This is a genomic window from Rhodococcus sp. DMU1 (assembly GCF_012272955.1).
Lineage (GTDB): Bacteria > Actinomycetota > Actinomycetes > Mycobacteriales > Mycobacteriaceae > Rhodococcus > Rhodococcus aetherivorans.
The window spans coordinates 221,035-236,160 of record NZ_CP050952.1; the positions used below are offsets into that span (position 1 = coordinate 221,035).

Consider the following 15,126-nt stretch of genomic DNA (forward strand, 5'->3'; position numbering starts at 1 on the left):
GGGACGTCAGGGGCGCAGCGCCAGGGCGACCTTGCCGGTGGCGGAGCGATGTGCGAGCGACCGCAGCGCCTCGGCGGCGTGCGTCATCGGGTGGACGGTGGGTTCGGGGATCTGCAGTGCCCCGGAGCGCAGCAGCGGCTCGAGCTGCGCCCATTGCTGGGCGGTGTAGCCGGGGAAGGTACGCACGTATTCGCCCCATCCGGCGCCGAGGACCGAGATGTTCTTGAGCAGAAGACGATTCACTTTGACGGTGGGAATCTCACCGCCGGTGAAGCCGAGGACCACGACCCGTCCGTTCGGTGCCAGGCTGCGCAGGCTGTCGGTGAACCGGTCGCCGCCGACGGGATCGAGAACGATGTCGACGCCGCGTCCGCCGGTGAGCTCGAGGACCCGGTCCTTGAAGCCCTCCACGGCGACGGTGTGGGTGGCGCGGTTGGCCTTCGCGACCGCGGCCTTCTCCTCGGTGCTCACCACCGCGATGGTCTCGAGTCCGAGCGCGGCCGCGACCTGCAGGGCGGCGACGCCGACCCCGCCTGCGGCGCCGTGCACGAGCACCGTCTCGCCGGCGCGGTAGCGGGCGCGTTCGTCGAGGGCGAAGTGGACGGTCAGGTAGTTCATGAGGAATCCGGCTCCGGCCGTCAGGGACACCGAATCGGGAAGCGGAAAGACGGATTTCGGATCCACCGCGACGGTCTGCTGCCAGGCGCCGCCGGTGGCGAGGACGGCGACGCGCTGCCCCGGGCTCAGGCCGCTGCCGGCCGGGGCGGTGCGCACGGTGCCGGCGCCTTCGACGCCGAGCACGGACGGCAGGGGGCGCACGACCTGGTAGCTCGCTGTGGTCTGCAACAGGTCTGGGAACGAGACTCCGGCCGCGTGCAGATCGACGACGACGAGGCCGTCCGCGTCGGGCTCGGGAAGGTCCACGAGCCGTATGCCATCGGGCCCGGTTGCTTCGGTCAGTTGTACCGCCTGCATGAGTTCTCCTGCCGTCCTGGTGGCCGAGCCTGTCTCGGGGCTCCGTGTCTCGGGGGCCCGTGTCTTCGGGAATCCGTGTCGCGGCTCACGCGTACGGCCTCATCCATACCAGAACCGTCTGATCGGACGCTAGTTAGATCAGGCCATTGACCGATCGATCGATCCGTGATAGTCCTTTAGCGATCGATAAGTAACGCCGACTGTATCCGATAGGGGCGCACATGGCCGACGAGTCCACCGTTACCGAACCTGCCGCACAGTACGAGCGGCGTGGCGGCATCGCCGTCATCACGCTCAACCGCCCCCGGGCGCTCAACGCCGTGAACGCAGCGCTGGCGACGGCGGTCGGCACGCTGCTCGAGCAGGCGGAGGCGGACGACGACGTGCGCGTCGTGGTGCTCACCGGTGCGGGCCGCGCGTTCTGCGCGGGCGCCGACCTCAAGGCCCTGGCCACGGGCGAGAGCATCGCCGCCGACGGGCACCCCGAATGGGGTTTCGCCGGCTATGCCCAGCACTGGATCAGCAAGCCGACCATCGCCGCGGTCAACGGGTTCGCCCTCGGCGGCGGCACCGAGCTGGTGCTCGCGTCCGACCTCGCCGTCGTCGACGAGGAGGCCCAGCTGGGCCTGCCCGAGGTCAAGCGAGGTCTCTTCGCCGCCGCGGGCGGGGTGATCCGGCTCCAACAGCAGATCCCCCGCAAGGTCGCGCTGGAACTGGCGCTGACCGGTGAGCCGATCTCCGCTGCGCAGGGCAAGGAACTGGGCCTGGTCAACCGGGTCGCACCGCACGGCACGGCGCTCGAGATGGCGCTCGGGCTGGCCGAGACCATCGCCGCGAACGCTCCGCTCTCGGTACGCGAATCGAAGTCGATGATCCACCGGACCGCGCACGGCGCCGACTGGGAGCCGGGTGTGTGGGAGGCCAACGCCGCCGCGGTGAAGGTGGTGTTCACCAGCGACGACGCCAAGGAAGGCCCGACCGCGTTCGCACAGAAGCGGCAGCCGGTCTGGAAGGGTCGCTGACCCCCTGATCTCGGCCCGGGGTCTCGTCGATCCCCTCCGGGGCACCCGGGCCGCTCCAACCCTCGAAAGGAACTCCTCATGACCAACGCTGTCATCGTCGACGTGGTCCGCACCGCGGTCGGCAAGGGCAAGCCCGGCGGCGCCCTGTCCGGCACCCATCCCGTCGAGCTGCTCGCCCACGTGCTGCGTGAGATCACCTCGCGCAACGACCTCGACCCCGCCCTCGTCGACGACGTCATCGGCGGCTGCGTCAACCAGGCGGGCGAGCAGGCCCTGAACATCTCCCGCACCGCCCTGCTGTCGGCCGGCTTCCCCGAGTCGGTGCCGGCCACCACCATCGACCGGCAGTGCGGCTCGAGCCAGCAGGCCGCCCACTTCGCCGCCCAGGGCATCATCGCCGGCGCCTACGACATCGTCATCGCGTGCGGTGTGGAGTCGATGAGCCGGGTGCCGATGGGTACCTCGTCGATGGGACAGGACGCCTCCGGCCCGGGCATCGCCGCCCGCTACCCCGAGGGCCTGGTCAACCAGGGCATCTCCGCCGAGCTGATCGCCGCGAAGTGGAAGTTCGACCGCGAGGCCCTCGACGCGTTCTCGGCGCAGTCGCACCAGCGGGCCGCCGAGGCGATCGCCGCCGGTTTCTTCGACAAGGAGATCGTCCCGATCACGGTCACCAATGCCGCCGGTGAGCAGGTCCGGCACACCGTCGACGAGACGGTGCGCGCCGCCACCACCGCCGAGGCCCTGGCCGGGCTGAAGCCGTCGTTCTACACCGAGGCGTACGCCGCGCGCTTCCCGGAGGCCGGCTGGCACATCACCCCGGGCAACTCGTCGCCGCTGACCGACGGGGCGTCGGCGGTGCTGATCATGAGCGAGGAGGCCGCGGCCAAGCTGGGCCTGACCCCGCGGGCGCGGTTCCATTCCTTCGCCGTCGCCGGCGACGATCCGATGTTCATGCTCACCGCCCCCATCCCCGCGACGAAGAAGATCCTGGCCCGCTCGGGTCTGGGCATCGACGACATCGACGCCTACGAGGTCAACGAGGCGTTCGCCCCGGTGCCGCTGATGTGGGCGCACGAGTTCGGGGCGGATCCGGCCCGGCTCAACCCGCGCGGCGGCGCGATCGCCCTCGGACACGCCCTCGGCTCGTCGGGCACCCGGCTGCTGACCACGCTGGTCAACCACCTCGAGGCCACCGGCGGCCGGTACGGCCTGCAGACCATGTGCGAGGGCGCCGGCATGGCCAATGCCACCATCATCGAACGTCTCTGACCCGCAACCACATCCGAAAGGAATCTCATGATCGTCAACGACAGCGTTGCCGTCGTCACCGGCGGTGCCTCCGGCCTCGGCCTGGCCACCGTCAAGGCCCTGCTCGCCGACGGCGCGCAGGTCGTCATCATCGACCTGCCCTCCTCCAACGGTGAGACCGTCGCCAAGGAGCTCGGCGACCGCGTCCGCTTCGCCGCCGCCGACGTCACCGACGAGGCCGCCGTCGTCGAGGCCCTCGACCTCGCCGAATCGCTCGGCCCGCTGCGCGTCGCGGTCAACTGCGCCGGCATCGGCAACGCCATCAAGACCGTGAGCAAGAAGGGCGCTTTCCCGCTCGCCGACTTCACCAAGATCATCAACGTGAATCTCGTCGGCACGTTCAACGTGATCCGCCTGGCCGCCGAGCGCATCGCCAGGACCGAGCCGATCGACGGCGAGCGCGGCGTCATCATCAACACCGCCTCCGTCGCCGCGTTCGACGGCCAGATCGGCCAGGCCGCCTACTCCGCGTCCAAGGGCGGCGTCGTCGGCATGACCCTGCCGATCGCCCGCGATCTCGCGTCGCTGCTGATCCGCGTCGTTACCATCGCCCCCGGCCTGTTCAAGACCCCGCTCCTCGGCTCCCTGCCGGAGGAGGCGCAGGCCTCGCTCGGCCAGCAGGTGCCCCACCCGGCCCGCCTCGGCGACCCGTCCGAGTACGGCGCCCTGGCCGCGCACATCGTCTCCAACCCGATGCTCAACGGCGAGGTCATCCGCCTCGACGGCGCCATCCGCATGGCCCCGCGCTGAGCGCCGCGTGAGCTGATCGACGCGTGAGAGGACGGGGCCGATGACTGTGGAGCCCGCACCCCCCAGGTTCGCGAACTGGCGGGAATTCGAGCCCCTGCAGCTCGGCCCCATCCTCGATCACGCGCTGGAAGCGTTCGGAGAGAACGGTTTCCACGGAACCACCGTCCGCGACCTGGCCCGCCGGGTCGGGGTGACGGTGCCCGCGCTGTACTACCACCACGAGAACAAGGAAGCCGTTCTCGTCACCCTGCTCGACACCGCCGTCCGGGACCTGATCGAACGCGCCCTCGCCGCCGTCGGCGAGGGTGGTGACGACCCCGTCCGGCGCTTCACCAACTTCGTCGAGGCGATCGTGCTGAACTCGACGCACCGCGCCCCGCAGTCCGCACTCGACTCCGAACTGCGGCACGTGTCCCCGCAGAACCGCCGCAACTACGCCGCGACCCGGAAGCGCCTCGAGCTCATGGCCCTCGACCTCGTCGACGACGGGGTCGAGCGCGGCGTCTTCGCCGTCGACGACATCGCCGAATCCGTGCGTGCCCTGCTCGGCATGTGCCAGTCCATCGCCCGCTGGTTCCGGCTCGGCGGCCCGCTCACCCCCGACCAGGTCACCGCCCGCTACACCGTCATCGCCCTGCGCATCGTGGGATACCGGGCCGCGCCGGACCCGCCCAGCGGCTCGTCGCCGGTGCGGAGGAACTGAGCGCCGATCGCCCGCCGACCCGACCGTCCTTCGCCCTCCTGGGAGAGAACCGATGCACCGCAACCTTTTCGAAGCCGACCACGAGGCGTACCGGGACACCGTGCGCGAATTCCTCGCCCGCGAGGTCGAACCGCACTACGAACGGTGGGAGACCGAGCGGCTCATCGACCGCTCCGCCTGGCTCGCCGCCGGCAAGTCCGGCATCGTCGGCCTCGGCGTCCCCGAAGAATACGGCGGCTCCGGGGTGACCGACTACCGGTTCCGCTGCGTCGTCGCCGAGGAGATCGCCCGCACCGGCACCACCTCCTTCGGCTCCGGCATGAGCCTGCAGGACGACATCGCCATCCCCTATGTCGCCGACCTCGGCACCGAGGACCAGAAGCGGCGCTGGCTGCCCGGCATGGCCGCCGGGGAGCTGATCGGCGCGATCGCCATGACCGAACCCGGCACCGGCTCGGACCTGCAAGCCGTCAAGACCACCGCTGTGCGCGACGGCGACGACTGGATCCTGACCGGGCAGAAGACGTTCATCACCAACGGTATCCACTCCGATCTGGTCATCGTCGTCGCCCGCACCGACCCGCACGCCGGTGCCCGCGGATTCTCCCTGCTCGTCGTCGAACGCGACATGCCGGGCTTTTCCCGCGGCCGCAAGCTGCACAAGGTGGGCCTGGCCGGGCAGGACACCGCCGAACTGTCCTTCGAGGGCGTGCGGGTGCCGGCCGCGAACCTGCTCGGCACCGAAGGGCAGGGATTCTTCCACCTGATGGAGCACCTGCCCCTCGAGCGCCTCTCCATCGCCGTCGCCGCGATCGCGGCCGCGCGGGCGGCGTACGAGTGGACCAAGGACTACGTGTTCGAACGCAGGGCGTTCGGCAAGCCGATCGGCGACCTGCAGAACACCCGCTTCGCCCTCGCCGAGATGCTCACCGAGATCGAGGTCACCGGCTCGCACATCGACCGGTGCGTCCTGGCGCTCAACGCGGGCGAGCTGACCGCGGTCGACGCCGCCAAGGCCAAATGGTGGGCCAGCGAGCTGCAGAAGCGCGTCGTCGACCGGTGCGTGCAGCTGCACGGCGGCTACGGCTACATGATGGAGTACCCCATCGGCCGCGCCTACGTCGACACCCGCATCCAGACCATCTACGGTGGCACCACCGAGATCATGAAGGAGATCATCGGACGCGACATCGCCGCCGAATACGCCTGATCCACCCCGTATCCGAAGGAGAGACACCATGTTCGATCTGTCCGGCAAGCGGGCACTGGTCACCGGCGGCTCGGCCGGAATCGGGCTGGGCATGGCGCGCGGGCTCGCCTCCGCAGGTGCCGACGTGGCGCTGTGGGGCCGCGGCGCCGAACGCCTCGAGAAGGCGGCGGCCGATCTCGCGACGACCGGGGCCCGCGTGGTGACCCGATCGGTGGACGTGTCCGACGAGGAGGCCGTGCGCGACGGTGTCGCCGCGACGGTCGCGGAGCTCGGCGGCCTCGACGTCGTCGTGGTCAACGCCGGAATCGGTGTGCCCCTCGTCAAGTTCGTCGAGTCGAGTACCGAGGACTACCGGCAGGTGACGGCCGCCAACCTCGACGGGGCGTACTTCACCCTGCGCGAGACGGCCAGGGTGCTCGTCGACCAGGGCACCGGCGGATCGGTGATCGTCACCTCCAGCCTGGGTGCGATCCAGGGCGCCGGGCGCAATCAGGCCTACGCCGCCACCAAGGCAGGGGTCCTGGCCCTGGCCAAGGGGTGCGCGGTGGAACTTGCCCGGCACCGCATCCGCGTCAACAGCGTGCTGCCCGGCTGGATCGCCACCGACATGACCGGACCGCTCCAGGGCTCCGAATCGTTCACCACGCACGTCATTTCCCGGGTACCGTTGGGCCGGTGGGGAACTCCCGAGGACTTCGCCGGCATCGCCGTGTACCTCGCGAGCGACGCGTCCGCGTTCCAGACCGGATCGTCCACCCTGATCGACGGCGGCTACTCGATCTTCTGACGTCGCCGGAAATGTTGTCCCGCAAGTTCGTCCACGAGGAGAAGCTATGGCACTGACCGCATTCCTGGAGCTCGAGTTCAAGCCCGACGTGCTCGGGGAGGCCCGCGCGCTGATGGATCGTGTTCTGAAGGAAACCCGCGCGTTCGACGGCTGCCTGGGCCTCGAGGTGCTCGCCGACCGTTCGAACGAGGCCCGCTGGGTGGTCGTGGAGAAGTGGGAGTCGGAGCAGCACGACGCCGCGTACCGCGAGTTCCGGGCCGGGCCCGGTGCGATCACCGATCTCGGTCCGCTGCTCGCGGGTGCGCCGAAGCTGACCTATTACAACGAGGTCTGACCGGCAGGGGTGGGCAGATCCCGCCCTGGGGTGCCTGGCCGGGGGCGGCGCCGTCGCCGACGATCGATACGTCGGATCGACGCCCGCCTACCCGGTCCCGGGAACGGCGGAACCTCCCAGAAAAGGCGGACGCCATGAACATCGAAGAGATGGCCCGGACCCTGCTCACCCTCGACGCCGGTGACGAAGCCGCGCTGCGCAGCGTCGCGGCGATCGAGGACGCCACCTTCGCGGCCTACGCGAGCGACTACGTCGAGGCCATGACGCGGCCCGGCTGCAAGGGCTGCCACGGCGGCTGATCGGCGGGCGTGCAACGGCCGGGGCACCACGGTGCCCCGGCCGTACCGTCCCGACGACCGCCACCGAAGGAACCCCTCATGACCGCTGCGCTGCCGTTGCTGCTGCGCTCGCACCCCCACCTCACCACCGCCTCCGCCGAATCCCGGGACTTCCAGGCTCGCGTCGGGCATCCCGCGGCGACGGATCCGGCGCCGTGTGTCCTCGTCCTCACCCGGGCCGCCGACCGCGAGATCGACGAGCTGTCGCTGTGGCTCGCCGCCCGCGGCATCGCGCTGGTGCGTCTCGACAGCGACCGGTGTGCCGACACGGACGTGCAGTGGGATCCGTTCGCCGGCCTGCTCACCCGCGACGGCCGGACGTTCCGGCCCCGGGTGTGCTGGCTGCGCTACTTCGACGTCGACGCACTGCGCACCGCGCAGACCACCCCCGACGCAGTGCAGCACGTGCGCGACCAGTGGCAGGCGCTCGTCGCCGCCCTTGCCGCGCACCCCGGCCTGCACACGCTCAACTCCGGGGCCCGGCCCGGAACCCCCGACCGCCTGACCCAGCTCGCCGCCGCCCGCGCGGCCGGGCTGCGTGTGCCCGCCACCCTCGTGACCACGCGGCTCGACGTCGCGGCCCGGGCCCTGCCGGGGCCCGGCGACCTGCTGGTCAAGAGCCTCGGCCGGCACTGCGTCGAACCGCAACCCGGCCGCCTGCGGGGCGTCTACCCGCAGCGCGTCACCCGCGCGTCACTCGACGGCGAACACCGCACGGGCGCACCGGTGCTCGTGCAGGAGTATGTGGCCGCCGACCGGGAGCTGCGGATCCACGCCGTGGGCGGAACGCTGATCGGCTACGCGGTCACCCGGCCCACTCCCGAGTCGCTGTGGACCCGGCCGGAGTCGATCACCGTGCGGCGCTGCGACATTCCCGCCGACGTGGCCGCATCGCTGCGGACGCTCCTCGACCGGTTCCGGCTCGACCTCGCCGCCTTCGACCTGCTCGACACGCCCGGCGGCCCGGTGTTTCTCGAGGTCAACCCCGAATTCGACTGGCGCTGGACCGAACACGGCGCCGGTGACACCGACACCACGAACGCGGTGCGCGCCCTGATCGCCGCCGCGACCGCCCCCGCCCCCCGAGGAGAGAACCGATGACCCGCGTCGCCGTTGCCGAGTATGCGGTGCTGTTCTGGCGTGACGGCACGCTGGTGTGGGACGACTACCTGCACCACCGGCAGTTCGCGCTCACCCCCGACAGCGAGCGGGTGCTGCGCTGGTTCGCGTCGTGGCGCGAACTCGACAGCATCGCCGAACTGGGGGAGCTGCCGCTCGGAATCGCTCGCCGGCTGCTCGAGGCGCAGGTCCTCGTCGCCGAGGGATCGGCCGAGCACGTCGAACAACAGCAGATGCTCGCCGAGTGGGGCACGTGGGGCCCCTCGGCCCGCTACCTGCACTTCGCGGCCCGCACCGGCTCCGACGTCCGGTTCGCCGACGTGCTCGACGACGAGCTGCGGTCGGCGGCCAAGGCGAGCGAGCAGCCCGCCCCTGCGCCGGCCAAGTCCTACCCGCAGCATCCGATGATTCCCGTGCCCGGCGACCGGCCGGACTCGTCCGCGTGGCGGCGCCCGGGACTCGTCGACGCCCTGTTCGAGCGCCGCTCGGTCCGGCAGTTCACCGCCGACCCTGTGTCCCTGGACGCGGTGGGCACCGTCGCCCGCGTCGCGACGGGACCCGTCGAAGTGATCGACCATCCGCAGGTGGGGCAGGTGCTGTTGAAGACCAGCCCGTCCGCCGGCGCCCGCACCCCCATCGAGCTGTACCTCTACGCGAACCGCGTCGACGGGCTCGCGCCGGGGTTCTTCCACTACGCGCCGCTGCGCGGCGGGCTGGAACGGATCGGCGACAGCGTGCCCGGCTCCGTGCTGGGCGCGGCGCTCGGCGAGCAGCCGTGGCTGTCGGACTGCGCGGCGTTGCTGATCTACACGGCGGTACCGGCCCGGACCCGGTGGCGGTACGAACGTTCCCGCGCCTACCGCGACATCCTCATCGAACTCGGCCACGTCAGTCAGACCGTCCTGCTCACCGCCACCGCGCTGGGCCTGGGCGCGGTGACGGCGACGGCGATGCGCGACCGCGAGCTCGAGGACCTGCTCGGCTGCGATCCCACCGCCGAGCCGGCCCTGGCGGTCACCGCGCTGGGCTGCCCCGCCGCCGGACTCGGGTGACGCCCGTTGTCCGCCGGCGGTGGTGCGCTCCGCAACCCCGACTTCGCGCGGCTGTGCGCCGGTCAGGCGGTCGCGCAGCTCGGCAGCCGCGGCTACGGCGTCGCGATCATGTTGTGGGTGCTCGCGGTCAGCGGTTCGGCCGCGACGGTCGGGCTGGTCTCGACCGTGACGATGGGTGCCTTCACGGCCGCGACGGTCCCGGCCGGCTGGATCGTCGACCGCTTCGATCGCCGTCGCGTCATGATCACCGTCGACGCCTGCTCGGCGGCCGCCGCCGCGGTGCTCGCGGGCTGCGCGTGGCGCGGTCTGTTCCATCCGGTGCCCGTCCTCGTCGCGGTGTCGGTGCTCGGGGCGGGGTGGGCGGTGCGCGGACTCGCCGAGGACGCGGCTGTGCCGCAGGTGGTCGAGCGCGAGCAGATCGGCACGGCGTACGGGCTTTTCGAGGCGCGGGGGTACGCGACCGGGGTGGCCGGCCCGCCGCTCGCGGCGACCCTCTACGGTCTCGGCGCCGCGCTGCCCTTCGCGGGCCATGCCGTGTCGTTCGTGGTGGCGGGAGCGGCCGCGGCCCGGGTGCGCACCCCGCTGCAGGCGCCGCGCGTCCCCGGTTCCGCCGCGGAACGGCCGTGGGCCGCCATCCGGGACGGGTTGCGGTGGTTCGCATCCCACCCGTTCGTTCGCACCACCGCGGCGCTGACGGCCGTCGCCGAGTTCGTGGTCAACGGCTGTGGTCTGGTGGTGGTCGTGCTCCTGGCCGGCAGCGGCGCGCCGTCCTCGACGGTCGGGATCGCGCTCGCCGTCGCGTACGGCGGGGGCATGCTCGGGGCGCTGGCGGTGCCGCGGCTCCGCCGCCGGATCCCGGCGCACCGTCTGCTCGTGCTCTCGGCGAGCCTCGGTGTCCTGGCGGTCCTCGCGGCGGCCACGGGGTCGCCGGTCGTCGCCGCCGCCGGTTATGCCGCCCTGCTGGCGGTGACCCCGTCGTGGTCGGTGGTGGTGACCGCACGCTGTGCCGAACTGGTGCCCGACGAGGTGCGGGGCCGGGTCGGCGCGGCGACCGGGCTGGTCACCTCGTTGCCGGCGATGTTCGCCCCGCTGACGGTGGGCGTGCTGACGACGGCCGTCGGCGCGGCGAGCACCGCGTGGATGCTCGCCGCGCTCCTCGGCGGGGTGGTCGTGGCGACCGCGGTCAGCCGGACGGTGCGCCTACAGGCCGGCGAGCCGCTCCCGCGCCGCGCGGTACTCGGTGGCGAGCCGGTCGACGAGCTCGGCGGCGGGGACGACGGCGTCGACCGCGCCGACGCCCTGCCCGGAACCCCAGATGTCGCGCCAGGCCTTCGCCTTCGCGCCGGTTCCGGAACTCTCGCCGGTGCCGAAGTCCATGGCCGACGGGTCCGACACGGCGAGGTTGTTCGGGTCGAGCCCGGCGGCTTCGATGCTGCCGCGCAGGTAGTTGCCGTGCACGCCGGTGAACAGGTTGGAGTAGACGATGTCGGCGGCGCTGGAGTCGACGATCATCTGCTTGTAGCGGGCGTCGGCGTTGGCCTCGGCGGTGGCGATGAACGCCGAACCGACGTAGGCGAGATCGGCGCCGGCGGCCTGGGCCGCGAGGATCGAACGGCCGTGCGCGATCGAGCCCGACAGCAGCAGCGGGCCGTCGAACCACTCGCGGATCTCCTGGATCAGCGCGAACGGTGACTGGGCGCCCGCGTGGCCGCCGGCGCCGGCGGCGACGGCGATGAGGCCGTCGGCGCCCTTGTCGACGGCCTTGCGGGCGAAGGTGTTGTTGATGACGTCGTGCAGGACGATGCCGCCGTAGGAGTGGATGGCGTCGTTGACGTCGGTGCGGGCGCCGAGGGAGGTGATGACGACCGGGACCTCGAACTCGACGATCGTGGCGAGGTCTTCTTCGAGGCGGTCGTTGGAGCGGTGCACGATGAGGTTGACCGCGTAGGGCGCGGACGGCGCCTCGGGGTGGTTGGCGTCGTGCTTGGCGAGGGCCTCGGTGATGCGGGTGAGCCACTCGCGCAGCATCGCCTGGGGGCGCGCGTTGAGCGAGGGGAAGGAGCCGACGACGCCGGAGGTGCACTGGGCGATCACCAGGTCCGGACCGGAGACGATGAACATCGGCGACGCCACGACGGGCAGGCGCAGCCGGTCTTGCAGGATCGAAGGCAGGGCCATGCGAATCTCCTTGGTGATTTCGGTGTTACGACTGCCCGAGCCGGGCGGCCATGAGCGGGATGAGGGCCTGCAGGCCCTTCAGCGGGCGGGCCATGACCTTGAACGAGATGATCCGGCCGCGGTCGTCCCAGCGGATCAGGTCGATGCCGTTGACGTGGATGCCGTCGAGATCGGCGGTGAACTCGAGAACCGCCGAGTCGTCGTTGTACCACTCGTCGACGTAGCGGAACCCCGCACCGGAGAACACGGTGAGCGCCGCTCGCAGGTAGGCGACGGTCTTGGCCTTGCCTTCCTGCGGTGTGAACACCGCGGGGGAGGAGAACACGGCGTCGTCGGCGATCAGGTCCTCGAGGGCGGCCATGTCCTCGTGCTCGACGATGTGATGCCAGCGTTCGACGACGGGGGGCCGGGTACGAGTGGTCATGGTTCCCTCTCTGTGTTCGTCGCTTCGAGCGTAGGGGCCGCGCCACTAAACAGTCAATGGTGACCGTTCATCCGCGGAACGGCGGTACGGGCAGATCGTCGCGGAACAGGTCCGGCAGGTCGGCGGACACACTGTCCGGGAACGCTGCGGGACGCTTCTCGAGAAACGCAGAGATGCCCTCGCGGGCGTCGCGCCCGACGCCGCGGAGGTTGATGCCGCGCGTCTCGATGCGGTGCGCGACCATGGGGTGCTCGGCGCCCAGCGTGCGCCACATCATCTGCCGCGAGAGCGCCACCGACACCGGGGCCGAGTGCTCGGTGAGGCTGCGGGCCAGCGCATACGCCCGCTCGAGCAGTTCGGCCCCGGGATACAGCGCATAGACGAGCCCGGCCGTGTGGGCCTCGGCCGCGTCGAAGATCCGTCCCGAATACACCCAGTCCAGGGCAGTCTGCAGCGGAACCAGGCGGGGCAGGAACCAGGTGGAGCACGACTCGGGGACGAGGCCGCGGCGGTTGAACACGAAGCCGATGCGGGCGTCGTCGGCGGCGAGGCGGAAATCCGCCGCGAGCGTCATGGTGATGCCGACGCCGACGGCCGGGCCGTTGATCGCCGCGATGATCGGCTTGCGGCACTCGAACATGCGCAGCACGACGCGGCCGCCACCGTCGCGCCGGACGTCGGCGGCCGTGTCATCGCGCCGGACGTCGGCGGTCGCGGCGTCGCTCGGCTCGTCGAGTCGCTGCGCGAACGTGTCGGCACCGCCGGAGAGGTCGGCGCCGGCGCAGAATGCGCGCCCGGCGCCGGTGAGTACGACGGCGCGCACGGAATCGTCGGCGTCGCAGCGGTCGTAGGCCGCGATCAGCTCGTGCTCCATCGTGGTGGTGAAGGCGTTGAGCCGGTCGGGGCGGTCGAGGGTGATGGTGGCGATGCCGTCGGCCACGGCGAGTGCGATGTGTTCCACGCCGGCCAGCATGACATGTTTACTGAACGATCGGTAGGTGCGGGGGCGCAGGGCGCGGCGTGCGGGTTTATCCGCGGGTCACGCGGCCGCGGCGGAACTCCCGGCCGCCCCAGATGCCGGACTGCCGGGTCTCGGTGGCGTAGGCGGCGCACGCGGTGACGAGGGGGCAGCGGGCGCACACGTTGCGGGCGTAGTCGAACGACTCCGACGGGTCCGGGAACCAGGCGTCCGGCGTCGCGTCGCCGCGGCACGCGGCCAGGTCCCAGTCCGGCGTGGCGTCCGACGGGGCGAGCAGGTCGGTGAGCATCGAGGTCACGGGCAGGTCCTCCTTCCGAGGATGGGGATGCAGATCTGGTCGGGGCGGCGCAGGACTCGCGACGGAGTCGCTGCCGCCCAGTGCGGTGTCTCGAATCCGCTTGTGGCAGATGGGTTCTCGGTGCCGTAAACGAAGTCGGAGCGGCGGTCACCGGACGAGGGGTGTCCGCCCGGCGGTCAGCAGCTGCCGGGTGGTGCCGCCGGCGGCCCCGCATGTCGGGGCCCGGTCGGCGGAAGGATGCCCGCGACGGGCTGCCGCATCGGCTGTCGCACCGGCGCAGCCGGGGGTGATGTGCACATCGCATGCCTCCTTCCGTGTCGTGGCCTTCCGTGTCGTGGCCGTCGTCGATCGGTCGGGTCCAACACGCCCCGCGGCCGGGTTCTTCCCGCCCGTGCGCGAACAGTGACGGGTACCTCATGACCCCGGCCTCCCTACATAGGTTTCGGCTATGGGTCGATACCCCGTTCGGACTTTGTCTCGGGCGCCGGTCCGGTGATCGACTCGACGGGACGTTCCGCCCCGTGCCCGGCCGGAACCCCGAGGATCCCGAGGAGACACCACGTGAGCGCTGTACTGACCGAGTTCGGCGACGGCATCGCCGTCATGACCATCAACCGGCCCGAGGCGCGCAACGCCGTCGATCTCGAGGTCGCCAAGGCGCTCGCCGCCGCCGTCGACGAGTTCGAGGCGCGACCGGACCTGGTCGTCGGGATCATCACCGGCGCCGGCGGCACCTTCTGCGCCGGCATGGACCTCAAGGCGTTCACCCGGGGCGAGCGGCCCTCGCTGCCCGGACGGGGATTCGCCGGGCTCACGGAGCGGCCGCCGACCAAGCCGCTGATCGCCGCGGTCGAAGGCTGGGCACTCGCCGGCGGGTGCGAGCTCGCCCTCTCGGCGGACCTCGTCGTCGCCGCCCGGGGCGCCAAGTTCGGCCTGCCCGAGGTCAAGCGCGGGCTCGTCGCCGCGGCCGGCGGTCTGCTGCGCCTGCCCAAGGTGCTGCCCTACCAGCTCGCCATGGAGATCGTGCTCACCGGTGACCCCCTCACCGCCGAGGTGGCGCACGCGCACGGCCTGGTCAACACCCTCACCGAGCCGGGCGCGGCCCTCGACGGCGCGCGGGCGCTCGCCGCCCGCATCAGCGGCAACGGACCGCTCGCCGTCCGTGCCTCCAAGCAGATCATGTCGTCGGCCGTGCAGTACACCGACGCGGAGGCGTTCGCGTCGCAGCGTGCGCTCGTCGAGCCGGTGTTCGCCTCCGCGGACGCGCAGGAAGGGGCCCGCGCGTTCGCCGAGAAGCGCGCGCCGGTGTGGCGCGCGGAGTGACGGCTCCGGGAACCGCTACGACGCGAGGATCCGGGCCTTCTCGGCCTCGAACTCGGCCTCGGTCAGCACACCCTGCGTCTTCAGTTCGGCGAGTTCCTTCAGGGCGGTGATCCGGTCCATGCCGCCGGCGCCGCTCTCTGCGGGGGGAGCGGCGGCCGGCGCCGGGGCGGGCGGTGGTGGCGCGTACTGGGGCTGTTCCTCCGCCGCCCAGCGCCGGCCCTGGCGCCGGGAGACCCGGTTGGAAACAGCGGTGGCGGTTCCGGCCACCACGGCGGTGCGGGCGACCCCGCGAAGCAGTCCGGGCATGACGGTGTTCTCCTCGG

General features: G+C 71.6%; 17 protein-coding genes and 1 pseudogene. 12 read left to right on the forward strand and 6 right to left on the reverse strand.

From position 1 onward, the window contains the following. Window positions 1–6 precede the first annotated feature (6 nt). Complete coding sequence (locus HFP48_RS01035) at window positions 7–975, reverse strand: NADPH:quinone oxidoreductase family protein (RefSeq protein WP_050034347.1); 969 nt, start codon at window positions 973–975, stop codon at window positions 7–9. Window positions 976–1,196: 221 nt separating this feature from the next. Between HFP48_RS01035 and HFP48_RS01040 the strand changes: the two genes are divergently transcribed. The 11 genes and pseudogenes from HFP48_RS01040 to HFP48_RS01090 all read left to right on the forward strand — a co-directional run. Next, a complete protein-coding gene (locus HFP48_RS01040; RefSeq protein WP_006944628.1) occupies window positions 1,197–1,997 on the forward strand; it encodes a crotonase/enoyl-CoA hydratase family protein in 801 nt (266 codons plus the stop codon). A gap of 78 nt (window positions 1,998–2,075) precedes the next feature. After that, a complete protein-coding gene (locus tag HFP48_RS01045) occupies window positions 2,076–3,269 on the forward strand; it encodes a thiolase family protein (RefSeq protein ID WP_029546945.1) in 1,194 nt (397 codons plus the stop codon). A gap of 27 nt (window positions 3,270–3,296) precedes the next feature. After that, complete coding sequence (locus HFP48_RS01050; protein ID WP_168578880.1) at window positions 3,297–4,058, forward strand: 3-hydroxyacyl-CoA dehydrogenase; 762 nt, start codon at window positions 3,297–3,299, stop codon at window positions 4,056–4,058. A 40-nt stretch (window positions 4,059–4,098) separates the two neighbouring features. Continuing rightward, entirely contained in the window at window positions 4,099–4,761 is a 663-nt protein-coding gene (locus HFP48_RS01055; RefSeq protein ID WP_043798285.1) for a TetR/AcrR family transcriptional regulator, read from the forward strand. 52 nt (window positions 4,762–4,813) lie between these two features. Further along, window positions 4,814–5,971, forward strand: a complete 1,158-nt coding sequence (locus HFP48_RS01060) for an acyl-CoA dehydrogenase family protein (protein WP_006944601.1) — start codon at window positions 4,814–4,816, stop codon at window positions 5,969–5,971. Between the two features lie 28 nt (window positions 5,972–5,999). Beyond that, window positions 6,000–6,758 carry an SDR family oxidoreductase gene (locus HFP48_RS01065; RefSeq protein WP_168578881.1) on the forward strand — a complete coding sequence of 253 codons (759 nt, stop codon included), beginning with the start codon at window positions 6,000–6,002 and terminating at the stop codon, window positions 6,756–6,758. A gap of 46 nt (window positions 6,759–6,804) precedes the next feature. Further along, the gene (locus HFP48_RS01070; protein WP_029546949.1) at window positions 6,805–7,092 is read left to right on the forward strand and encodes an antibiotic biosynthesis monooxygenase; all 288 of its coding nucleotides are present in this window, start codon (window positions 6,805–6,807) and stop codon (window positions 7,090–7,092) included. A 134-nt stretch (window positions 7,093–7,226) separates the two neighbouring features. Then, a complete protein-coding gene (locus HFP48_RS01075; RefSeq protein ID WP_006944596.1) occupies window positions 7,227–7,391 on the forward strand; it encodes a hypothetical protein in 165 nt (54 codons plus the stop codon). Between the two features lie 78 nt (window positions 7,392–7,469). Next, window positions 7,470–8,531, forward strand: a complete 1,062-nt coding sequence (locus HFP48_RS01080) for a hypothetical protein (RefSeq protein WP_029546950.1) — start codon at window positions 7,470–7,472, stop codon at window positions 8,529–8,531. Beyond that, complete coding sequence (locus HFP48_RS01085; protein WP_168578882.1) at window positions 8,528–9,601, forward strand: SagB/ThcOx family dehydrogenase; 1,074 nt, start codon at window positions 8,528–8,530, stop codon at window positions 9,599–9,601. The genes HFP48_RS01080 and HFP48_RS01085 overlap by 4 nt, the downstream gene beginning before the upstream one ends. 6 nt (window positions 9,602–9,607) lie before the next feature. Further along, a pseudogene (locus HFP48_RS01090) lies at window positions 9,608–10,753 on the forward strand (MFS transporter); the annotation flags it as partial. A 48-nt stretch (window positions 10,754–10,801) separates the two neighbouring features. Here the strand turns inward: HFP48_RS01090 and HFP48_RS01095 are convergent. From HFP48_RS01095 to HFP48_RS01110, 4 genes are all read right to left on the reverse strand, one after another. Beyond that, window positions 10,802–11,779 carry a nitronate monooxygenase family protein gene (locus tag HFP48_RS01095; RefSeq protein WP_168578883.1) on the reverse strand — a complete coding sequence of 326 codons (978 nt, stop codon included), beginning with the start codon at window positions 11,777–11,779 and terminating at the stop codon, window positions 10,802–10,804. Between the two features lie 25 nt (window positions 11,780–11,804). Then, window positions 11,805–12,203 carry a nuclear transport factor 2 family protein gene (locus HFP48_RS01100; RefSeq protein ID WP_168578884.1) on the reverse strand — a complete coding sequence of 133 codons (399 nt, stop codon included), beginning with the start codon at window positions 12,201–12,203 and terminating at the stop codon, window positions 11,805–11,807. 67 nt (window positions 12,204–12,270) lie between these two features. Continuing rightward, window positions 12,271–13,164: a crotonase/enoyl-CoA hydratase family protein gene (locus tag HFP48_RS01105; RefSeq protein ID WP_210432795.1), complete on the reverse strand. Its 894-nt coding sequence runs from the start codon at window positions 13,162–13,164 to the stop codon at window positions 12,271–12,273. Between the two features lie 67 nt (window positions 13,165–13,231). After that, window positions 13,232–13,480, reverse strand: a complete 249-nt coding sequence (locus HFP48_RS01110; RefSeq protein ID WP_168578886.1) for a WhiB family transcriptional regulator — start codon at window positions 13,478–13,480, stop codon at window positions 13,232–13,234. A 561-nt stretch (window positions 13,481–14,041) separates the two neighbouring features. Here HFP48_RS01110 and HFP48_RS01115 point away from each other — a divergent pair. Further along, window positions 14,042–14,803 carry a crotonase/enoyl-CoA hydratase family protein gene (locus HFP48_RS01115; protein WP_050034351.1) on the forward strand — a complete coding sequence of 254 codons (762 nt, stop codon included), beginning with the start codon at window positions 14,042–14,044 and terminating at the stop codon, window positions 14,801–14,803. Between the two features lie 15 nt (window positions 14,804–14,818). Here HFP48_RS01115 and HFP48_RS01120 read toward each other — a convergent pair whose 3' ends face one another. After that, a complete protein-coding gene (locus tag HFP48_RS01120) occupies window positions 14,819–15,109 on the reverse strand; it encodes an SHOCT domain-containing protein (RefSeq protein ID WP_029546956.1) in 291 nt (96 codons plus the stop codon). Between the last annotated feature and the right edge of the window lie 17 nt (window positions 15,110–15,126).